At 61.4% G+C, this 20,448-nt stretch carries 17 protein-coding genes; 6 read left to right on the plus strand and 11 right to left on the minus strand.

Going from position 1 to position 20,448, the window contains the following annotated elements; translation table 11 throughout:
* Nucleotides 1–17 precede the first annotated feature (17 nt).
* The 5 genes from B5M06_RS10130 to hemC all read right to left on the minus strand — a co-directional run bounded on the left by B5M06_RS10130 (nucleotide 18) and on the right by hemC (nucleotide 7,208).
* The gene (locus B5M06_RS10130) at nucleotides 18–2,900 is read right to left on the minus strand and encodes a valine--tRNA ligase (protein ID WP_054066538.1); all 2,883 of its coding nucleotides are present in this window, start codon (nucleotides 2,898–2,900) and stop codon (nucleotides 18–20) included.
* A gap of 186 nt (nucleotides 2,901–3,086) precedes the next feature.
* A complete protein-coding gene (locus B5M06_RS10135) occupies nucleotides 3,087–4,370 on the minus strand; it encodes a heme biosynthesis HemY N-terminal domain-containing protein (protein WP_054066557.1) in 1,284 nt (427 codons plus the stop codon).
* A gap of 17 nt (nucleotides 4,371–4,387) precedes the next feature.
* On the minus strand, nucleotides 4,388–5,482 hold the full coding sequence (locus tag B5M06_RS10140) for a uroporphyrinogen-III C-methyltransferase (RefSeq protein ID WP_054066537.1): 1,095 nt from the start codon (nucleotides 5,480–5,482) through the stop codon (nucleotides 4,388–4,390).
* Entirely contained in the window at nucleotides 5,479–6,264 is a 786-nt protein-coding gene (locus B5M06_RS10145; protein ID WP_054066536.1) for a uroporphyrinogen-III synthase, read from the minus strand. Before B5M06_RS10145 ends, B5M06_RS10140 begins: the two co-directional genes overlap by 4 nt.
* Nucleotides 6,265–6,275: 11 nt before the next feature.
* The gene (gene hemC / locus B5M06_RS10150; RefSeq protein ID WP_054066556.1) at nucleotides 6,276–7,208 is read right to left on the minus strand and encodes a hydroxymethylbilane synthase; all 933 of its coding nucleotides are present in this window, start codon (nucleotides 7,206–7,208) and stop codon (nucleotides 6,276–6,278) included.
* 87 nt (nucleotides 7,209–7,295) lie between these two features.
* Here hemC and ppc point away from each other — a divergent pair, with 87 nt between their 5' ends.
* Nucleotides 7,296–10,154: a phosphoenolpyruvate carboxylase gene (gene ppc, locus B5M06_RS10155; RefSeq protein WP_080025220.1), complete on the plus strand. Its 2,859-nt coding sequence runs from the start codon at nucleotides 7,296–7,298 to the stop codon at nucleotides 10,152–10,154.
* A gap of 105 nt (nucleotides 10,155–10,259) precedes the next feature.
* Here ppc and B5M06_RS10160 read toward each other — a convergent pair whose 3' ends face one another.
* Nucleotides 10,260–11,165 carry an AEC family transporter gene (locus B5M06_RS10160; protein ID WP_054066535.1) on the minus strand — a complete coding sequence of 302 codons (906 nt, stop codon included), beginning with the start codon at nucleotides 11,163–11,165 and terminating at the stop codon, nucleotides 10,260–10,262.
* 182 nt (nucleotides 11,166–11,347) lie between these two features.
* On the opposite strand from B5M06_RS10160, the gene B5M06_RS10165 reads away from it, so the two are divergent.
* From B5M06_RS10165 to B5M06_RS10175, 3 genes are all read left to right on the plus strand, one after another.
* Nucleotides 11,348–12,313, plus strand: coding sequence for a tripartite tricarboxylate transporter substrate binding protein BugE (locus tag B5M06_RS10165; RefSeq protein WP_054066534.1), 966 nt, complete (start codon nucleotides 11,348–11,350; stop codon nucleotides 12,311–12,313).
* Nucleotides 12,314–12,389: 76 nt separating this feature from the next.
* Nucleotides 12,390–13,304: a site-specific tyrosine recombinase XerD gene (gene xerD / locus B5M06_RS10170; RefSeq protein ID WP_054066533.1), complete on the plus strand. Its 915-nt coding sequence runs from the start codon at nucleotides 12,390–12,392 to the stop codon at nucleotides 13,302–13,304.
* Nucleotides 13,305–13,387: 83 nt separating this feature from the next.
* Nucleotides 13,388–14,371 carry a Bug family tripartite tricarboxylate transporter substrate binding protein gene (locus B5M06_RS10175; RefSeq protein ID WP_054066532.1) on the plus strand — a complete coding sequence of 328 codons (984 nt, stop codon included), beginning with the start codon at nucleotides 13,388–13,390 and terminating at the stop codon, nucleotides 14,369–14,371.
* Between the two features lie 78 nt (nucleotides 14,372–14,449).
* Here the strand turns inward: B5M06_RS10175 and B5M06_RS10180 are convergent, their stop codons facing one another.
* From B5M06_RS10180 to B5M06_RS10190, 3 genes are all read right to left on the minus strand, one after another.
* Entirely contained in the window at nucleotides 14,450–15,733 is a 1,284-nt protein-coding gene (locus B5M06_RS10180) for an EAL and HDOD domain-containing protein (RefSeq protein WP_054066531.1), read from the minus strand.
* A 94-nt stretch (nucleotides 15,734–15,827) separates the two neighbouring features.
* Nucleotides 15,828–17,090, minus strand: coding sequence for an EAL and HDOD domain-containing protein (locus B5M06_RS10185; protein ID WP_054066530.1), 1,263 nt, complete (start codon nucleotides 17,088–17,090; stop codon nucleotides 15,828–15,830).
* A gap of 26 nt (nucleotides 17,091–17,116) precedes the next feature.
* Entirely contained in the window at nucleotides 17,117–17,917 is an 801-nt protein-coding gene (locus tag B5M06_RS10190) for a ferritin-like domain-containing protein (RefSeq protein ID WP_054066529.1), read from the minus strand.
* Nucleotides 17,918–17,962: 45 nt separating this feature from the next.
* Between B5M06_RS10190 and B5M06_RS10195 the strand changes: the two genes are divergently transcribed.
* Complete coding sequence (locus B5M06_RS10195) at nucleotides 17,963–18,487, plus strand: gamma carbonic anhydrase family protein (protein ID WP_054066528.1); 525 nt, start codon at nucleotides 17,963–17,965, stop codon at nucleotides 18,485–18,487.
* Between the two features lie 41 nt (nucleotides 18,488–18,528).
* Nucleotides 18,529–19,521 (plus strand): Hsp33 family molecular chaperone HslO, encoded by a 993-nt coding sequence (hslO, locus tag B5M06_RS10200; RefSeq protein ID WP_054066527.1) that lies wholly within the window; start codon nucleotides 18,529–18,531, stop codon nucleotides 19,519–19,521.
* A gap of 134 nt (nucleotides 19,522–19,655) precedes the next feature.
* Here the strand turns inward: hslO and B5M06_RS10205 are convergent, their stop codons facing one another.
* Together B5M06_RS10205 and B5M06_RS10210 are read right to left on the minus strand one after the other, a co-directional pair.
* Nucleotides 19,656–20,081, minus strand: coding sequence for a hypothetical protein (locus B5M06_RS10205; protein WP_054066526.1), 426 nt, complete (start codon nucleotides 20,079–20,081; stop codon nucleotides 19,656–19,658).
* A 41-nt stretch (nucleotides 20,082–20,122) separates the two neighbouring features.
* The gene (locus B5M06_RS10210; RefSeq protein ID WP_054066525.1) at nucleotides 20,123–20,401 is read right to left on the minus strand and encodes a septum formation initiator family protein; all 279 of its coding nucleotides are present in this window, start codon (nucleotides 20,399–20,401) and stop codon (nucleotides 20,123–20,125) included.
* Between the last annotated feature and the right edge of the window lie 47 nt (nucleotides 20,402–20,448).

Raw genomic sequence — 20,448 nt, forward strand, 5'->3', positions numbered from 1 at the left:
CTCAACGACGAAGCATATCAGCCCAGACGGGCCAGTTGCTCCTGAATGCGGGCCAGTGTGGCGCCAAAGTCAGCAACGCGCTTTTTCTCCTGCTCCAGCACGGCGGCAGGGGCCTTGGCGCAGAAGGCTTCGTTGCTCAGCTTGCCGTTGGCCTTGGCGATTTCGCCTTCCAGGCGCTTGGCCTCCTTGGTCAGACGGGCCTTTTCGGCTTCCACGTCAATTTCCACAAACAGGGCCAGACGGGCATCGCCCACCACGGACACAGGTGCAGACTGCGCTTCGGCCTGCCATGCAGCTTCATCTTCAAACACCTTGACGTCGCTGAGCTTGGCCAGGTTCTTCAGCACGGCAGCGTTGGCACGCAGGAACTCTGCAGCTTCGGCGTTGTCGCCCATAACCAGCAGAGGCAGGCGCTGGGCGGGGGAGACGCCCATTTCACCACGCAGCGTGCGGCAGCTGTCCACCATGGCCTTGATGCGTTCCACGTAGGCGATGGAAGCCTCGTCGATCTTCTCGGGCTGTGCTTCGGGGTAGGCAGCCACAGCAATCGATGCACCTTCGCGGCCTGCCACAGGTGCCACTTTCTGCCACAGCTCTTCGGTGACAAAGGGGATGATGGGGTGGGCCAGACGCAAAATGGTTTCCAGCACGCGGATCAGCGTGTGGCGTGTGGCGCGCTGCTGGGCTTCGCTGCCGTTCTGGATCTGCACCTTGGCAATTTCCAGATACCAATCGCAGAACTCGTTCCAGACAAAGTCGTAGATAGTGTTAGCGACGTTGTCCAGACGGTACTCGGCAAAGCCCTTGGCGATTTCGGCTTCCACCTTTTGCAGCTGCGAGACGATCCAGCGGTCAGGCTGGCTGAACTGCATATAGGCTTTTTCTGTGCCGCAGGCCGACTTGTCGTGGGGCAGCAGACCGCAGTCGTAACCTTCGCAGTTCATCAGCACAAAGCGGGACGCATTCCACAGCTTGTTGCAGAAGTTGCGGTAGCCCTCGCAGCGCTTGCTGTCAAAGTTGATGGAGCGGCCCAGCGATGCCAGTGCGGCAAATGTAAAGCGCAGCGCGTCTGCTCCGTAGGCGGGAATGCCTTCTGGGAATTCCTTTTGCGTGTTCTTGCGCACTTGCGGTGCGGTCTCGGGCTTGCGCAGGCCGGTGGTGCGCTTCTCGAGCAGGGGCTCCAGTGCAATACCGTCGATCAGGTCCACGGGGTCCAGCACATTGCCTTCGGACTTGGACATCTTCTTGCCCTGTGCATCACGCACCAGGCCGTGGATGTAGACATGCTTGAATGGCACGCGACCGGTGAAGTGCGTGGTCATCATGATCATGCGCGCCACCCAGAAGAAGATGATGTCGTAGCCCGTCACCAGCACGGAGGAGGGCAGGTACAGGTTGAAGTCGTCATCAGCGGCATCGGTCTGGTTGGGCCAGCCCATGGTGCTGAAGGGCACGAGGGCGGACGAGTACCAGGTGTCCAGCACGTCGGCATCGCGGCGCAGCTGCTTGCCGGGGGCCTGAGCTTGCGCTTCTGCTTCGTTGCGGGCAACGTAGACATTGCCTTCTTCGTCATACCACGCAGGAATCTGGTGACCCCACCACAGCTGGCGCGAGATGCACCAGTCCTGGATGTTGTTCATCCACTGGTTGTAGGTGTTGACCCAGTTCTCGGGCACAAACTTCACGTCGCCATTGGCCACAGCGTCGATGGCTTTCTGTGCAATGGACTTGCCGGTGGCATCGCCTTCGCCGACCTTGTTCATGGCCATGAACCACTGGTCGGTCAGCATGGGCTCGATCACCTGGCCGGTACGGTCGCAGATGGGCACCATCAGCTTGTGCTTCTTGATCTCGACCAGCAGGCCCAGTTCTTCCAGATCCGCCACGATGGCCTTGCGGGCCACAAAGCGGTCCATGCCACGGTATTTCTCGGGGGCTTCGTGGTTGATCTTGGCGGTCAGGTCCAGCACGCAGATCATGGGCAGGTTGTGGCGCAGGCCGACCTGGTAGTCGTTCTGGTCATGGGCAGGGGTGACCTTCACCACGCCGGTGCCGAATTCCTTGTCCACGTACTCGTCGGCAATCACGGGGATTTCGCGGCCCACCAGCGGCAAAGTCACGGTCTTGCCAATCAGGTGCTTGTAGCGCTCGTCTTCTGGGTGCACCATGACGGCCACGTCGCCCAGCATGGTTTCGGGGCGGGTGGTCGCCACCACCAGCTGGCCCGAGCCATCGGTCAGGGGGTAGGCAATATGCCACAGGCTGCCGTCTTTTTCCTGACTTTCCACTTCCAGGTCAGACACGGCGGACTGCAGCACGGGGTCCCAGTTCACCAGGCGCTTGCCACGGTAGATCAGACCTTGCTGATACAGACGCACAAAAGTCTCGGTCACGACCTTGGACAGCTTGTCGTCCATGGTGAAGTATTCGCGGCTCCAGTCCACGGTGTCGCCCATGCGGCGCATCTGGGTGGTGATGGTGTTGCCGGACTTTTCCTTCCACTCCCAGATCTTCTTGACGAACTCGTCACGGCCCAGGTCATAGCGGCTCACGCCTTGCGTTTGCAGCTGACGCTCCACCACGATCTGGGTGGCAATGCCTGCGTGGTCGGTGCCGGGAATCCAGGCCGTGTTGTAGCCCTTCATGCGGTGATAGCGCGTCAGCGAGTCCATGATGGTCTGGTTGAACGCGTGGCCCATGTGCAGCGTGCCAGTCACATTGGGTGGTGGCAGCTGGATGGCAAACGCAGGCTGGCTGGCATCAGGCTTGCCTGTGCCGCGTACGCCTGCAGCGCCATAACCGCGCTTTTCCCATTCTGGGCCCCAGTGGGCTTCGAGGGCAGCAGGTTCAAAGGATTTGGACAGGCTGTTCAGGCCTGGCTGGGCAATGGATTCACTCATGGCGTGTTTGCAAATGAAAACGGCATCCTGCTTGCGGGATGCCGTCTGGTAGCTAGTAGCTGAAATGACGGATTACCAAGGATTTTAGCGACCCCGTTCCTGCATCAGTCAGGGTGGGGCATTGTTTTGCGCTGTAATGGGTTCCAGCGCAGATGCATAAAGCCTTGGTAGCTATGGTTTTGAAAGTCATGCCGTCTGCTGCAGCGCGGCTTCGCGCCAGGCATGGGCGGCTGCGGCATGGTCTTCGCGCTGCTCGGCCAGCAGGGCCAGTGCTTTCCAGCTCTGGGTGCGCAGTGCGGGCTCCTGCAGGCGCTGCAGCGCCTGGCGCAGCAGTTGCTCACCCTTGCCCCACAGCTGGCGCTGCACACAGGCCATACCGGCCAGATACTGCAGCAGCGCATCCTGTGGCGCAGCGCGCTGGGCGGATTCAATGCGTGCCAGCCAGTCTGCATCCAGATCTTCCAGCGCCTGCTGCAGGCACATGAAGAGGCGTTGCTGCTGGCCTGCATGCATCTGTCTGGGGGACTGTACATAGCGCTCCCACAGCGGCAGCAGCCAGCTGCGTGCGGTCGTACTGTCTCCACCTACATGCAGCCAGCGCTGGGCAAAGCTCAGCACAATGTCTGCATCCTGGCGTTCCACGCTGGGCAGATCGCTCCACAGTTGCTGTACCTGGGCGCTGTCATGGGTGTCGTGCAGCTGCTCCTGCAGCAGGCTGCGGACAATACCGCTGGCTGCCTCCGTAGACAGGCCACCGTGCTTGTACAGCAGGCGCGCAGTCTCCAGCGAGGTCTGCACTTCCCGCGCCAGGCGACCGGCCTTGAGCTTGATGCGCAGCGCCATGGTGCGGCGCTTGGCGCCGGGAGCAAGCTGGTCCAGGCGGCGCAGGGCTTCCTGCGGGTCGCGGTCGTCCAGCGCCCAGCGCGCAGCACGCATCTGAGCACCTTCGCGCACTTCCTGCTGCTGCTGGCTGCCGTTGAGCGGCACATCTTCCAGCGCCTGGGCGTAGTGGCGGTCACGCTCTTCCACATTGCGCAGAGCGTGCGCGCTGTCGGCGGCAAACATATGGGCAATGGCGCGCATGGTGGAGTCTTGGGGAACCTTGGCGTGTTCATTGCGCAGCTCATCGCTGAGCTTGAGCAAGGTCTGCGCCGACTTGCTGGCGCGTACATAGCGGCCTGCCTGCAGGTGGGAAAAACTCTCGACGAAGGCCAGGTACATCTGGCGCTCCTTTTGCTGCTGGCGCCAGCGCTTGGCGTTCTGGGGCAGCATGAGCAGTGCAGAGAAGGCGCGCAGTGCCGCATAGCCGATGGCAAACGTGGCCAGCAGCGCCAGCAGCAGCATGTTCAGCGAGATATCGACGCGGTAGGGTGACCAGAACAGGCTGACCATGCCCTCGTTGTTGCCTGCGAACAGGGCAATGGCAACGGCCAGGGCAAACAGACCGACAAACCACAGGGCTGCACGGATCATGGGCATCTCTCCTTTCAGAGTGCGGCAGCAGCCGTGGACAGAGCGGTCAGCGTATCGTCCAGCGAAGGCTGCTGGCTGGCCTGCATATGGGTCTGCAGTTGTGCCAGCACGGCCTGGGCCTGGTGGATGCGGCGGGAGTTGCTGTCAAAGTACTTGCCCAGCGAGGCCTGTGCTGCACCGATGTCGGCACGTGCTGCATCGTACTGGCGCGCCAGAATAGCCAGACGTGCATTGAGCAGCTTGAGCTTGATGTTCTCGCGCACAAAGAAGGCCTGCTCGGGGGCCATTAGCATGGCATCGGGGTTGTCAATGCGGCTGACGCGCAGCAGATCGCGTGCTTCTTCACGCACTCCGAACCAGATGCGCTGGCCCCAGTGCACCCACCACTGCCATTGCGCAGGGCTGGAGGCTTCGTCGGCGGCAGAGATATCGGGCTCAGGTGCCGTACGCAGCGGCTGGCGCAGTTCCTTGGGCACTGGGGGGCTGTTCTTGACGTGCAGGTCATCGACCATGTGCACCACATCGTCGATGCGTGCCAGCAAGCCGGCGGTGTCTGTGACCTTGATCTGGGTCAGTCGCTCCAGATCTTTTTCCATGGCCTGCTGTACCGGTGCAAGACGTGGCTGGGCTGCGCGCTCAATGCGCTTGATGCTGCTTTGCAGCGTCGCGACCAGTGGCTCGGTGCTGCCCGTCAGCTGTACCTGTTGCTGGGCCATGCGGATGGCAGATTCAATGTCTACCAGCAGGGTGTCGTCGCGTGAGCGGGTCAGGTTCTGCACCAGGGTATCGAGCTGTCCGCGTTGCAGGCTGACTTCGTTGACACGCATCTCCATGACGGAGAGCTTGGCACTGGCGTCACGCACCAGATCCTGTGATTCGCGGGCCAGGGCACGTGCTTCCGTAGCCTGTGTGGCGGCATCCGCAGTCTGGCGGGCCAGCTGTTCCTGCATGCCATCCACTTTCTGCCAGAGCATGACGCTGCAGCCCAGGCCTGCAGCACCTATCACCAGAGATAACCAGGTCCAGCCGGGAGTGGCGGGGCGGGGGGCATATTGCTGCTCCACAGGAGCGGCTTGCGAAGGGGTGGAAGTGCCGTCAGAAGAGGTCATGCGAGGGATTTTATCGATGCCGCAATGCTGTGCACGGCCGGCAGGCTCTCGATCACCTGACCAAAACCCGCCTGTCGTGCCTGCTCGGCAATGCGTGGATGGGTGACCAAGGCAGTATGCGCCTGCCAGGACCAGCTGCTGTGGCAGTGCACCAAATGTTGCACACATTCGGAACTGCTGAACAGCCACAGCGCCTGCTGGGTGCGCAAGCTTTGAAGATGTGCCAGCAGCGCCGGTGTGGCTTGCGGTGCCTGGCGTTCGTAGACCGAAACAAAGTCGACCTGCACGCCGTGCTGCTGCAGCTGCTCACTCAGCCACTGGCGGCCCTGGCCACCGGGCTGGCTGCCATCGCCGCCGCGCACGATGAGTACCCGGTCACCCGGCTGAATGTGGTGGTGAGCCTGTGCCCACAGTGCCTCAGAATCAAATTGAGGAGCATCTGGCGCAGGCTGGATAAGGCTTTGTGCCGAAATTCCTTCAGAAAGCAGGGCTTTGCTGGTGCCGGGGCCGGGCGACCAGTACTGGGCCTGTGCAGGGGGCGTGATCGCCTGTGCCTGCAGTGCCGCAAAGAAATAGCGCACGGCATTGCCGCTGACAAACATCAGTGCGCGGTAGCGCGCCAGCTGTGGCAGGGCCTGTTGCAGGCTGGCGATGGCAGTCGGGCTGCGGCTGGGGCCAATCACCATCATGGGCAGGGCGCAGGCCTGCAGGCCAGCATCCTGCAGCTGCTGTACCCACAGCGCGGCATCGGGCTGCGGACGGGTGACGACCACGGTCGGCATGGCGTACGGCTTCAGTGGGGTTGCACCTTGGCGCCGTTGGCCTGCAGCTGGGCAGCCACGGCAGCGCCCAGTGCCTCGGCCTGTGCCAGGGTAGTCACCGTGGCGCTTTGCTGCACACGGACCAGAGGCTGCACGCCTTCGGGGTCGCCCCAGGCAGCATCCAGCTGCATCTGCGTGCCGTCGAGCACTGCGTGTGCAGCCAGCGGCACGGAGCAGCTGCCGCCCATGCCACGGCTCACAGCGCGCTCTGCGGCTACGCGCAGCCAGGTGGGCATGTGGGCCAGCGGAGCCAGCGCCTCGGCCAGGTCCTTACGGTCGGTGCGAATTTCAATGCCCAGCGCACCCTGACCGGCGGCGGGAATCATCTGTTTTTCGTCAAAGATGGTGCGGATGCGCTCGTGCATGCCCAGGCGCTTGAGGCCAGCGGCAGCCAGCACGATGGCGTCGTACTGGCCTGCGTCGAGCTTGCGCAGGCGCGTGTCCAGATTGCCGCGCAGGGGCTCGATCTTCAGATCGGGGCGCAGGGCTTGCAGCAGCACCTGGCGGCGCAGGCTGGAGGTGCCGACGACCGCACCCTGAGGCAGGGCGTCCAGACTGGCGTATTGGGGAGAGACAAAGGCGTCGCGCGGGTCTTCACGCTCCATCACGCAGGCCAGAGCAAAGCCTTCGGGCATGTCCATGGGCACGTCCTTGAGCGAGTGCACGGCGATGTGGGCACGGCCTTCTTCCAGCGCCACTTCCAGTTCCTTGACGAACAGGCCCTTGCCACCCACCTTGGAGAGCGTGCGGTCCAGAATCTGGTCGCCCTTGGTGGTCATGCCCAGCAGCTCCACGGTGTGGCCCCGTGCGCGCAGCAGGGCCTGCACATGCTCGGCCTGCCACAGGGCCAGGCGGCTTTCACGGGTGGCAATCACAAGAGGGGAAGAAGAGGTATCAACAGTCATGAGAGGTTCAGCGGCCACAGCCTTGAGATCAATGGGCGATGCTAGCATGCTGAGTTGCCGCATGAAGCGGCAGGAGTATTTGCCAATATGACCGCAGTCAAGACACAGAAGAACAAAGGGGATGTTGCGTCGCATCTGCCTGCCAGGGCCGCTGCTGCACGCCACAATGACAAGGATTTACCGCTGCTGGAAGATATCCGGCTGCTGGGCCGCATTCTGGGAGACATCATCCGTGAGCAGGAAGGCGAGGCCGTATTTGCACTGATCGAGCAGGTGCGCCAGCTGTCCGTTGCGTTTCGCCGCGATCACGACCATGCGGCTGACAAGGCGTTGAAAAAGCTGCTCAAGGACTTGAGCACCGACCAGACGGTGAGCGTGATCCGCGCCTTTACCTATTTCTCGCACCTGGCCAATCTGGCCGAAGACCGCCACCACATTCGCCGCCGTGCAGTGCACGAGCGTGCAGGCAATACGCAGGAAGGCAGCATTGAGGTGGCGCTGTCGCGTCTGCGCTGGGCAGGCATTACGCCGGATGAGATTGCGCAGACGCTGGCCAGTGCCTATGTCTCGCCCGTGCTCACGGCCCACCCCACCGAGGTGCAGCGCCAGAGCATCTTGCAGGCCGAGCACGACATTGCCCAGCTGCTGGTGGAGCGGGATGACATGCTTGCCCGTGCCCAGCTGTTCAACAGTGCCAGGGATGCGCTCACGCCGCGTCAGCTCGCAGCCAACGAGGCGCAGCTGCGTGCCCGTGTGGCCCAGCTGTGGCAGACGCGCCTGCTGCGCTACTCCAAGCTCACCGTGGCCGACGAGATTGAAAACGCGCTCAGCTATTACGAAGCCACCTTTCTGCGCGAAGTGCCCAAGCTCTACGCCGCGCTGGAAGAGGCGCTCGATGGCCGCGCCGTGCACAGTTTTTTGCGCATGGGGCAGTGGATTGGGGGCGACCGCGACGGCAATCCGAATGTGACGGCGCAGACCCTGGAGCTGGCACTGCGCCGCCAGAGCGAAGTGGCGCTGCGCCACTACCTGACGGAAGTGAACTACCTGGGCGCGGAGCTGTCCATGTCTGCGCGCCTGGTGCAGGTGTCGCCCGCGATGCAGGCGCTGGCCAATGCCTCGCCCGATACCAACCTCCACCGTCAGGACGAGCCCTACCGCCGCGCGCTGACAGGCGTGTACGCCAGACTGGCCGCAACCCTGGAGCAGCTCACGGGCGGCAAGGCCGCGCGCCATGCGGTGCCCCCGCAGAACGCCTATGCCAGCGTGCAGGAGTTTCTGGCTGACCTGCAGACCATTCATGACTCACTGCTGCAGCACCATGGCGAGGCACTGGCTGCGCAGCGTCTAAACCCCTTGATACGCGCCGTGCAGGTGTTTGGTTTCCATCTGGCCACCGTGGATTTGCGCCAGAGTTCTGACCAGCACGAGGCCGTGCTGGCCGAACTGCTGGCGACTGCACGCATGGAGCCGGATTACGCCCAGCTGGACGAAGCCGCCAAGTGCGCCCTGTTGCAGCGCCTGCTGGAAGACGCCCGCCCCTTGCGCGTGGTGGGAGCCAGCTACAGCGACTTCACGCGCAGCGAAATGGCCATTTTTGAAACCGCGCGCCAGATGCGCGAGCGCTATGGGGCGCAGGCCATCATCCACTACATCATCAGCCACACGGAAACGGTGAGCGATCTGCTTGAAGTGCTGCTGCTGCAAAAGGAAGTGGGGCTGATGCACGGCACGCTGGCTGATGCCCAGGCCACGGTGGATCTGATCGTGGTGCCGCTGTTCGAGACCATTGGCGACCTGCGTGCGGCGGCGGACATCATGCGCCGCTACTACGCCATACCCGGCGTGGCTGCTTTGCTGCAGCGCTCGGGCAGCGTGCAGGACATCATGCTGGGCTATAGCGACAGCAACAAGGATGGCGGCATCTTCACCAGCAACTGGGAGCTGTACCAGGCTGAACTCGCACTGGTGGAGCTGTTTGACACACTGGGCGTGCAGCACGGCATTCGCCTGCGGATGTTCCACGGCCGAGGTGGCACCGTGGGGCGCGGTGGTGGACCAAGCTACCAGGCCATTCTGGCCCAGCCACCGGGCACGGTGCGCGGGCAGATTCGCCTGACCGAGCAGGGCGAGGTGATTGCCTCCAAATACGCCAACCCTGAAATTGGCCGACGCAACCTGGAAACACTGGTGGCCGCCACACTGGAGGCCACGCTGCTGCAGCCCACCAAGCCGGCAAGCAAGGCTTTTCTGCAGGCGGCCGAGCAGCTGTCGCAGGCCAGCATGGCGGCCTACCGCAAGCTGGTCTATGAGACGCCGGGCTTTGCGGATTATTTTTTCAGTGCTACGCCGATCCGCGAGATTGCGGAGCTGAACATCGGCTCACGCCCTGCATCGCGCAAGGCCACGCAGGCCATTGAAGACTTGCGCGCCATTCCCTGGGGCTTTAGCTGGGGGCAATGTCGCCTGACGCTGCCCGGCTGGTATGGCTTTGGCGCAGCGGTGGAGGCGTTTTTAAGCAGTGGCGAAGACCCGAAACGCCAGCTCGCGCTGCTGCAGAAGATGTACCGCCAGTGGCCGTTCTTCAAGACGCTGCTGTCGAACATGGACATGGTGCTGGCCAAGAGCGATCTGGCGCTGGCCTCGCGCTACAGCGAGCTGGTGCAGGACAAGCGCCTGCGCAAGAAGATCTTCTCGCTGATCGAGGCCGAGTGGCTGCGCACCGTGGATGCGCTGAACCGCATCACGGGCGAGACCGACCGTCTGGCTAGCAATCCTGCGCTGGCACGCTCGATTCGCCATCGCTTCCCCTACATCGACCCGCTGCACCACCTGCAGGTGGAACTGGTGCGCCGCTGGCGCGATGGGCATGCCGAAGAGCGGCTGAAGAACGGTATTCACATCTCCATCAACGGTATTGCCGCAGGGGTGCGCAATACGGGCTGAGGCTGAAAACTTTCAAAAAAATAGCTGCTTGCGCTTGATTAGCAATAGTTTCAGATGCTTTTATATCTGAAACATAAGCAGATCAAGCGCTGGCAGCTATGAAATTCAAGGCATCAGCGACAGCGCATAGGGCAGGCTCACTACGCCCAGTACGGTAGAGAGTGTGACTAGGCCCGCGATATACGGCCCGTTGTAACCCATGCGCGCGGCTAGCACATAGCAGGTAGAGGCCGTGGGCAGGGCAGAGAACAGCAGCAGCACCAGCGCCTGGTCGCCCTGCAGACCAAACAGGTGAATGCAGCCCAGTGCCACCAGCGGCTGAATCAGGTGGCGAATGCCCAGCACGCAAACGCTCAACCGCTTGGTCTGGGTGAGCAGGCCCAGCTGCATGCCTGCACCAGCAGACATCAGGCCCAGCGCAATCGAAGCCGCACCCAGGCGCGCCACGGGGGGCTCTAGCCACTGCGGCATGCGAAAGCCCAGCAGGTTCGCTGCCAGGCCGCACAGCGTGGCCACCACCAGCGGATTGCGCACCAGCTGTGCCCAGAAGCTCTGCTGGCTCTCGCGTGCCATGGGCCAGACTGCGGCGATGTTGAACATGGGCACGCAAAAGCCAATCAGCACCGAGATGAAAAACAGCCCCTGCGAACCGGCCAGCCGGTCAGCCAGTGCCAGCCCGATGAAGGAGTTGAAGCGAAACGCCACCTGCGCTGCACAGGCGTGGTCGCGTGCGCCGATGCTTTTGCGCAGGCCCGGCCACCAAGGCAGGCTGTAGGCCAGTGCAATACCTGCCAGCCCCAGGGTGATGCCTGCAGCAATCAGGCTGGCGGTGGCATCCCACTGCAGCGGGCTTTTCACAATGGAGTGAAACAGCAGCACCGGAAACAGCAGGTAGTACACCAGCGCTTCCACGCTGTGCCAGATGGGGCGGTTGAGTGGGCTGAAGCGGCAGAGCAGATAGCCCAGCAAGATCAGGGCAAAGTCAGGGAAAAGCAGCTGGGCGTAGTTCACGGGGGCGAAGCTTACTCCTATCCCGATGGCTGTCTGGGCTGTGCAAGGCAGCTTGCCTGGAGAAAAGGCTAGGGAATTTACGGAGGAAAAACGGCCAAAAAATGCCACCGCTTGTCGGCCTGCTCCACTAGAGTCATCCCACCCTAAACGCAAACTTACAAAAGTTGAGGAGGCTGACTACTATGAAACGTCGTACCTGTCTGGGACTGGCTTTTGCATTGCTGGGCACTGCGTCCATGGCGCAGCAGGCGTATCCGTCCAAGCCCATCAAGCTGCTGGTGCCCTTTGCGCCTGGTGGCACTACCGACATCATTGCGCGCGTGATTGCCGATCCTCTGAGTCGTGAGCTGGGGCAGCCCGTGATCGTGGAAAACAAGGGCGGCGGTGGCGGCGTGATTGGCGCTCAGGAAACCGCACGCTCTGCACCAGATGGGTACTCGCTGGGGATTGCCACGGTGTCGACCACCGCCACGAATCCGGCCATCAACCCCAAGATTCCCTACAACACCCTCACGGACTTCACGCCCGTCATCAATATCGCAGCCACACCCAATGTGCTGGCGGTGAACCCCAAGTTTGGCCCGACCGACTACAAGAGCTTTGAAGACAAGGTCAAGAACTCCAAGGGTGAGTTCTCTTATGCCTCTTCTGGTACGGGCGGCATTCAGCACATGCTGATGGAGCTGTACAAGAACCTGACTGGTACCTTCATCACCCATATCCCCTACCGCGGAGCAGGCCCGGCGCTCAGCGACACGGTCTCTGGTCAGGTGCCCATGATTCTGGACAACCTGCCTTCGGCTCTGCCCTTCATCAAGGACCGGCGCCTGCTACCCATTGCCGTGGCTGCGCCTGAGCGTCTGGCCGTACTGCCTGATGTCCCCACCTTCAAGGAAGTGGGTCTGGAGCCTGTGAACCGCATGGCCTTCTACGGCATTCTGGGCCCCAAGGGCATGCAGCCAGAGGTAGTGGAAAAAATCAATGTGGCTGTCAAGAAAGTCCTGCAGGACCCTGCCGTGCGTCAGCGCATTGAGGACACGGGCTCGCTGGTCGTAGGCAACAGCCCAGCGGAGTTTGCGGATCAGATCAAGAATGAGTACGAGGTCTACCGCAAGGTGGTGCAGGACCAGAAGCTCACACTGGAATAAGCGCCCGGACACAGGGTGTGTACCCAGGGCGCTGCATCCGAAAGGTGCAGCGCCTTTTTTTGTTCACAATCACGGCATGAGTGATGCTGCATTGCAGGCCAGTGTGCTGGCGATTGATGACTTTATCGAGGCCTTGTTTCTGGAGGATGGTCTGTCGACCAACACCTTGCAGGCCTACCGCCGTGACATGACGGCCTGTGCCCAGCATCTGGCGCAGTCGGAAAGTGCATGCTCGCTGCTGCAGGCGCAGGAGCATGACTTGCAGGATTTTCTGCAGGCGCGGCATGCACAGGGCGTGAAAGCTGTCTCCAGCAACCGCAGCCTGAGTGTGCTGCGGCGCTTTTACCACTGGGCATTGCGTGAGCAGCGCGTGCAGGCCGACCTGACTGTGCGCCTGCTGGCCGCCAAGCGGCCTTTGCGTGTGCCGCATACGCTGACGCAGCAGCAGGTGGAGGCCTTGCTGCTGGCGCCCGATGACAGCACGCCGCTGGGCCTGCGTGACAGGGCCATGCTGGAGCTGATGTATGCCAGCGGCCTGCGGGTGAGTGAACTGGTGAGCCTGCAGGTGCATCAGGTTGACATGCAGGCCGGGGTGCTGCGCACCGAGGGCAAGGGGCGCAAGGAACGTCTGGTGCCCTTTGGTGAAGAAGCGCAAAGCTGGCTGCAACGCTATGTGCAGCAGGCGCGTGCCGTCATTCTGGGCGGGCAGGTCAGCCACGATCTGTTTGTCACCCAGCGCGGCAGCGGCATGACGCGTGTGATGTTCTGGATGCTGGTGAAAAAATATGCTGCACTCGCTGGCATTACCGCGCCGCTGTCTCCGCACACCTTACGCCACGCGTTTGCCACGCACTTGCTCAACCATGGCGCAGACCTGCGTGTAGTGCAGATGCTGCTGGGGCATGCCGATATTTCAACCACCACCATCTATACCTATGTGGCCCGGGAGCGGCTGCAGCAGCTGCACGCCAAGCACCATCCGAGAGGATAAATTGCGAGTAAGAAAAGCTGATGTTGGTTTAGTGATTTTGATTTGGCAAGATAATTGTATTTATTTGTCAATCCGGAGTAACGATCATGAACGCCTTGCGCCGAGGTGTGCTCACCGCCGCACTGTGTGCCGCGGTAGTGCCTGCTGTTTCTTGGGCAGACGCTGCACAGTGGCCGAACAAACCCATTCACATCATTGTGGCCTATCCCGGAGGCGGTGTGAGCGACGTGGTGGCACGCGCACTGGGTGAGAAGCTCAGCACGCAGCTGAACACGCCAGTCGTGGTGGAAAACAGGGCGGGCGCAGGTGGCGTGATTGGCATGGATGCCGTAGCTAAGGCTGCACCTGATGGTTATACCATCGGCTTTTCGGCCATCAGCCCTCTGGCTTTGACGCCGCATCTGAATGGTACGCCCTTTGACCCTGCCAGAGATATCACCCCCGTTGTGAGCGTGATGTATTCGCCGGTACTGATTCTGGGCACGACAGCCAACCGTGCTGCCAGCTTCAAGGAGCTGCTGGAAGAGTCCAAGGCCAGCCCCGGCGTGATTCGCTGGGCTACGGCTGGTCTGGCATCGCTGGGCCACATCGTGCTCGAGCAGATCAAGTACGAAGGCAAGGTGGATATCACCCATATTCCTTACAAGGGAGGCGGACAGCAACTCAATGACGCGCTGGGCGCGCAGTACGAGGTGCTGTCTACCAACGCCGGCCCTACCGTGATGCAGCACATCAAGGCAGGCAAGCTGCATCCGCTGGCAGTGGGTGCGCCTCAGCGTCTGGAAAGCATGCCCAAGGTGCCTACGCTGGCAGAGCTGGGTTTCCCAGCCGCCAACACAACCTCGCTGTTCGGTATCTTCGCACCAGGCAAGACACCTCAGGACATCGTGCTGCGCCTGAACCAGGAGCTGAACAAGGCATTGGCTGAACCTGATATTCAGGCCAAGCTCAAGGCTTCAGACAATGTGCCCATGGGCGGTGATGCGCAGACTTTCGTCAAGCAGATTGCTCAGGAGTCTGCCAACAATGCACGCATTGTGAAGGCAGCCAATCTGCAGGCCAACTGATTCATCATTGTTCTGCACGCAAAGCGCCACCCGAAGGTGGCGCTTTTTTATCTGTGCAGCGGAAACGGCAGGGAAGAATCAGATGTCCATTTCGGTCAGCGTATCTGCCCATGCCAGGGCCTGTAGGTGTGCCCAGTTGACCTGGTGGTTGGACAGATGCAGGCTTTCCACGTGCTTGGCAAAGGCTTCATCATTGCCGCTCTCGCAGGCCAGCGCCAGTTCCAGGAAGGGGGCATAGACCCCGGTGCGGTGCAGCAGGGCATCGACCACGGGCTGCGGCAGTGCCACGGCGCTGAGAGCCTGCTCCATGGGCATGCCCAGCATGGTGTCGAGCATGGAGAACACGCCCACCACAAAGGCATTGTCAGCTTCTTCGGTAGACAGCATGTCGGTCGCCAGCAGTTCCATCAGGCGGCCGCGTACCACCGCAATATGACCTGCTGCCGGGGTGTTGCCGCCGTTGCACGAGGAGGTCAGCAGCAGAGCCGCCCAGCGAAACAGCTTTTTCATGCCCAGAATCATCACTGCATGGCGGAACGAGGTGATCTCGCACGACAGTCCAAAGCCTGACGAATTGATAAAGCGCAGCAGATTGAACGACAGGGTGGGGTCTTTCTTGAGCAGGTCTTCGATCTCTGCCGAACTGCTTTGCTGGCGGATCAGGTTGAGCAGCTGCAGGATGATGGCCTGAGAGGGGCGGATGGTCTTGGCCTGCACGACATCAGGCTTGGCAAACCAGAAGCCCTGGAACAAGGTCACGCCCAGCGCCTGCATGTGTTCGTACTGCTGCTGTGTTTCTACTTTTTCAGCCACGATCTGTGCGCTGGTGTGGGCACGGATAAAGCGCACCAGTGCTGCTGCGTTTTCCAGCGGGAGGCCCAGGATGTCCAGCTTGATAAAGCTGGCCAGGGGCAGCCAGCTGGCATAGCTGCTGCGCAGCATGTGCTGATTGAAGGCCAGGCGAAAGCCACGCTGGCGCAGGGTTTCCAGCACTGGAATGATGGCTGCAATTTCCTCTGCGCTGGCTCCCTCCTTGAGGGTGGGCACCTCCAGCACGACCTTGTCGGGGTGCACCAACTCCAGGTGACCGCCTGCCAGGCTTTCGTGAGTGCAATTGATGAAGACCAGCTTGCGGCCTACCAGCATCTCGGTGCCGGTATAGGACAAGGCATTGAACAGCATGGCTGCATCGCTGGCAGCGGTATGGGCAGCCGCCGCTGTGGTGCGGTCGAACAACTCGTAACCAAAGACCTCGCGACGCTCATTCAGGATAGCCTGCCGTCCGATCATGGCAACCGAATCGTCGGGAATGCCGGGGGCGGGCGGTGTAGCAGAAACAGCGGGCGTGGTCACAGCGTTCATGGCAGTCAGCGCAAAAAAGCAATGTAGCCTTTAAATGTAGCGCTATGTGTAGCGTGTAAGCAAACGTACTTCTCTGGCGGGCGCGCAGACCGGATTACTGCGTGATCTGGTCGCACCAAGCCAAGGCCTGCAAATGAGCCCAGTTGATTTGCTGGCTGTTGAGGCCAAGGACTGAGGCTGCCTGGTCGAAAACGATGTCATCGCCGCTTTCACAGGCTTCGGCCAGGGTGAGCAGCTCACCAAAGACTCCTTGGCGTAGCAGCAGGGCATCACGCACGTTGTCGGGGAGGCGAATCAGCTGCAAGGCTGCGGTAAGTGGCATGTTGAGCATGGCGTCAAGCAGCGAGAACACCCCTACGAGGAAGGCTTGCTCGGCATCGTCTCCGCTCATGAACTCCATGGCCAGCAGTTCCATGAGTCGTGCGCGAATCACGGCGGTATGCCCAATGGTCGGGGTGGAGGTTCCGAACTGTGAGGCAGTCAGCAGCAGGGCAGACCAGCGGAACAGCTTTTTCAGCCCCATGATCATGATGGCCTGGCGCACGGAAGTAATGGCGCGGGAGCCGTTAAAACCAGCAGAGTTGATCAGCCGCAGCAGATTAAAGGCCAGTCCGGCATCCTTTTTCAGGACATCTTCAATCTCATCGGTGCTGGCTTGCTGACGCAGCAAATTGATCAGCTGAATGATGCTGACCTGGTTGGGGGCCAGCAGCTTGGTTTCAACTACAGCCGGGCGTGAGAACCAGTAGCCCTGGAACAGGGCCGCGCCCAGGCTGCGTGCCAGCGTGAACTGTTCTTCCGTTTCAATCTTGGTAGCCACCAGCTGCGCCTTGCTATGGCGGATGGCATGGCTGGTGAGCACTGCCAGCTGCTCGGGGCGCAACAGGTTCATATCCAGCTTGATGTAGTCTGCCAGCGGCAGCCAGGTGGCATAGGCCGACTCCAGCACCGTGTGGTTGAACGAGAGCTTGAAGCCGCGCTCGCGCAGCGAACGCAAAATGGGCAGGCGCGCTAAGGCTTCCGAGGCCGCCACGTGGCCCAAAGGCTCCACCTCCAGCACCACTTTTTCAGGGCTGAGCAGCTCCAGGTGGCCGCCTGCCAGACTTTCGTGCGTGCTGTTGACGAACAGCAGCTTGGTGCCCACCAGGTCTTCACGGCCTGTGTGTGACAGGGCCGTGAACAGCAGCAGCACATCCGTGGCTGCGGTGTGCTCCATGGGCGCGCGGGAGCGATTGAAAAGCTCATAGCCGATGACCGCTTTTTCGGCATTCACAATGGCCTGTCGCGCGATCATGGAGGTGCCCTTGGAGGCAGTAGCGGCCGGCGCAGCAGGAGAGGAGGAGGAATTGGCGGGCATGGTGGGAACGTCTGGGGATCGGGGTGTCAATGCTGTTCAAGCCAGGCGATTTCTTCGTCGGTGAATCCAGCGGCTTGACGGGCCTCTGTATTAAAAGGCGGGCGCGGCCGCGGCGCTTCATATTTATGCGCCAGTACAGTGTAGTAGGGTTGTGGATCCAGACCGTAGCGCTCACATAAGAAGCGATACCAATGGTTACCAATGGCCACGTGGCCGACCTCTTCTTCCAGGATCACATCGAGTACGGCCACGGCGGCCAGTGCATCCGGGGTTCCGACCTGGCGCAGCTTGGCCTGGATCTGCGGCGTGGCATCCAGCCCGCGCGCTTCCATGGTGCGTGGCACCAGGGCCATGCGGGCGGTGATGTCGCCCGCCGTCTTTTCGCACATGGTCCACAGCCCCTGGTGGGCAGGGAAGTCGCCATAGTCATGGCACTGCTGCTTGAGCCAGTCGCAGATGAGCAGAAAGTGCTTGCCTTCTTCACCGGCCACGCGCAGCCAGTCCAGGTAGTACTGGCGCGGCATGTCATCAAAGCGCCAGATGGCATCCAGCGCCAGGTTGATGGCATTGAACTCGATGTGTGCAATGGCATGCATCAGAATGATGCGCCCCTCCAGCGTCGCAGGTGAGCGGCGTGCCACCTCGGTGTGGTGGCGCAGCTCGGGGCGTGCGGGATGGCCTGGTAAGTGGGCGTCAGGGGGAAGGGCGGGGGATTGCTGGGCGATGTCCCATTGCTGAGACTGAGCATGCATGTGCATGGCCTGTGCTGCCTTTTCAGCAGCATCGCAGAGGCGCAAAACCTCGAGTGCGCGTTGTCGGAGCTCCATACCTACAATTGTATTTTCCCGTAGGCACAAAAAAGAGGAGACAAGATGGCCGTGTATGAACTGGAGGGTGTAGCCCCGCAGATTGCCGAGAGCGCATGGATTGCTGACAGTGCGCAGGTCATGGGCGATGTGCAGCTGGGCGCTGATGCCAGCGTGTGGTTTGGCACCGTGGTGCGAGGGGATACGGCCCACATTACCATTGGCGAAGGCACTAATGTGCAGGATGCCAGCGTGCTGCATGCTGACGAAGGCATGCCACTGACGATTGGCCGCCATGTCACCGTAGGCCATCAGGTCATGCTGCATGGATGCACGATTGGGGACGAGAGCCTGATCGGCATCGGTGCGATTGTGCTGAACGGGGCCAAAATTGGCAAAAACTGCTTGGTGGGTGCAGGTGCACTGGTGACCGAGGGCAAGGAGTTTCCGGATGGCTCCATGATCATCGGAAGCCCGGCCCGTGTGGTCCGGCAGCTGACCCCAGAGCAGATCGAGGGACTGCGCCGCAGTGCGCAGCATTACATCCATAACGCGCGGCGCTTCAGGGCGGGACTGCGCAAGCTGGGCTAGCCGCCCGGCATTTCACCAACACTGATCGGGATACACACAGCGTGTCTGAACTCCACAAATTCCTTTTTGATGGCCTGCCGGTTCGCGGCATGATCGTACGTCTGACTGACGCCTGGAAGGACATCCTCCAGCGCCGTGCCAGCAATACCTCCACGGGTGCCTACCCAGTGCCTGTGCGTGAGCTGCTCGGTGAAATGGCAGCCGCCAGCGTACTCATGCAGTCCAACATCAAGTTCAATGGCGCGCTGATTTTCCAGATTTTTGGCGACGGCCCGGTCAAGGTGGCTGTGGCTGAGGTGCAGTCTGACCTGGGCTTGCGTGCCACGGCATCGGTCAACGGTGATGTGCCTGTTGGCGCTTCGCTGGAGCAGTTGGTGAATGTGAACGGCGTGGGCCGCTGCGCCATCACGCTGGACCCTAAGGACCGCCTGCCCGGTCAGCAGCCTTACCAGGGCGTGGTGCCCCTGACCAGCCCTGATGGCCAGCCACTGAACAAGATTTCGGACGTGCTGCAGCACTACATGCGCCAGTCCGAGCAGCTGGACACCACCATTGTGCTGGCCGCCAACGACGAAGTCGCCGCAGGCCTGCTGATTCAGCGCATGCCGCTCAAGGGTCAGGACAACCTGGCAGGTGCCACCGAAAGCGCACAGGATGAGCAGGACCGCCTCGGCGCCAACGAAGAGTACAACCGCATCGCCACACTGGCTGCCAGCCTCAAGCGCGAAGAGCTGCTGACGCTGGATGTGGACACCATCCTGCGCCGCCTGTTCTGGGAAGAAAAGCTGCTGCGCTTTGTGCCTCAGGATGGCGACAACGGCCCCCACTTTGCCTGCACCTGCAGCCGCGAACGCGTGGAAGGCATGCTGCGCAATTTGGGCAAGGAAGAGGTGGACTCCGTGATCGCTGAGCGCGGTACGGTGGAAGTGGGCTGCGACTACTGTGGTGCTGAGTACCACTTTGATGCGGTAGATGCTGCGCAGATGTTTGCGGATGCATCGACGCAGGCCCCCGGCTCTTCCTCGGTACAGTAAGCACTGCTTGCCCGAAGCGGGCTTGGCCATAGCGCTTCTCTGAAAAAGAGAGCTGCTTGCGCTGGTTAAATCAGGGTTTCAAATACTTTTGTATGTGAAATGCTGATAAATCCAGCGCTGGCAGCCCTCTTTTTTTATGTTTGCTGGGTGGTCTGACTGCGCTGCAGCAGGTGCTGGAACAGGGACTGCTCGCTGCGCGCGTCCAGGCACTCGGGGCAGTCTGCATCAGTTGCAGAGCCTGCATCGGTAGTTTCTGCCTTGATCCAGGGGGCCAACTGGCGGGCCTGCTGAGCGGCGGAGCCATACAGCATCTGGATGGTGAAGTGCTGGGCCTGTGGCTGCAGCATGTGCGCACGCCACTGGGCTTCCAGGGCCAGTGCGGCGGCATCGCAGGCAGTGGGCAGCAAGGCCCACAGAATCAGGGGATGGGTGTCAGGAGCAGGGCTGGGCCAGCGGGTGCTGGGCTGCAGGCTGTGGAGCTTGACCCGGTCTGCGGCAGCTGCCTGCAGTACCTGGGCGCAGTGTGCGGCGCTGGCACACAGAAGGATGCGGTCGTGCATCAGAACTGAATGAAAAGAGTCAGGTGGAACAAGGCGCTGGCTCAGGGGCGCATGATGTGCACATAGATTTCGTTGGGCTTGACCATGCCCAGCTCATAGCGTGCTTTTTCCTGGATGGTTTCCTTGCCTTCGCGCAGGTCGTTGACCTCGGAGGCCAGGCGTTCATTTTCCTTGCGGGCAGCGTCGTTGGAGGCACGGAGTTCGTTGATCTGGCCCCGCAGTTCGGCGACACGGTCCATGCTGCCGGCACCCCACCACAGCTGGGCATGGGTGATGGCCAGCAGACTCAGTAAAACAAGGGTGACGATGCGAGAAACCATGGTGCAAATTGAAAAAACGGGGCCGCGGTGAGCCCCGTTTTTGAAGT

The sequence above is a fragment of the Comamonas kerstersii genome, from assembly GCF_002056725.1.
Taxonomy (GTDB): domain Bacteria; phylum Pseudomonadota; class Gammaproteobacteria; order Burkholderiales; family Burkholderiaceae_C; genus Comamonas; species Comamonas kerstersii.

Bases quoted from the DNA above. Each gene is read 5' to 3' on its own strand.
- B5M06_RS10130 (WP_054066538.1), bottom strand. From the start codon at position 2,900: ATGAGTGAATCCATTGCCCAGCCAGGCCTGAACAGCCTGTCCAAATCC.
- B5M06_RS10140 (WP_054066537.1), bottom strand. From the start codon at position 5,482: ATGACCTCTTCTGACGGCACTTCCACCCCTTCGCAAGCCGCTCCTGTG.
- B5M06_RS10145 (WP_054066536.1), bottom strand. From the start codon at position 6,264: ATGCCGACCGTGGTCGTCACCCGTCCGCAGCCCGATGCCGCGCTGTGG.
- hemC (WP_054066556.1), bottom strand. From the start codon at position 7,208: ATGACTGTTGATACCTCTTCTTCCCCTCTTGTGATTGCCACCCGTGAA.
- ppc (WP_080025220.1), top strand. From the start codon at position 7,296: ATGACCGCAGTCAAGACACAGAAGAACAAAGGGGATGTTGCGTCGCAT.
- B5M06_RS10165 (WP_054066534.1), top strand. From the start codon at position 11,348: ATGAAACGTCGTACCTGTCTGGGACTGGCTTTTGCATTGCTGGGCACT.
- xerD (WP_054066533.1), top strand. From the start codon at position 12,390: ATGAGTGATGCTGCATTGCAGGCCAGTGTGCTGGCGATTGATGACTTT.
- B5M06_RS10180 (WP_054066531.1), bottom strand. From the start codon at position 15,733: ATGAACGCTGTGACCACGCCCGCTGTTTCTGCTACACCGCCCGCCCCC.
- B5M06_RS10185 (WP_054066530.1), bottom strand. From the start codon at position 17,090: ATGCCCGCCAATTCCTCCTCCTCTCCTGCTGCGCCGGCCGCTACTGCC.
- B5M06_RS10190 (WP_054066529.1), bottom strand. From the start codon at position 17,917: ATGGAGCTCCGACAACGCGCACTCGAGGTTTTGCGCCTCTGCGATGCT.
- B5M06_RS10195 (WP_054066528.1), top strand. From the start codon at position 17,963: ATGGCCGTGTATGAACTGGAGGGTGTAGCCCCGCAGATTGCCGAGAGC.
- B5M06_RS10205 (WP_054066526.1), bottom strand. From the start codon at position 20,081: ATGCACGACCGCATCCTTCTGTGTGCCAGCGCCGCACACTGCGCCCAG.
- B5M06_RS10210 (WP_054066525.1), bottom strand. From the start codon at position 20,401: ATGGTTTCTCGCATCGTCACCCTTGTTTTACTGAGTCTGCTGGCCATC.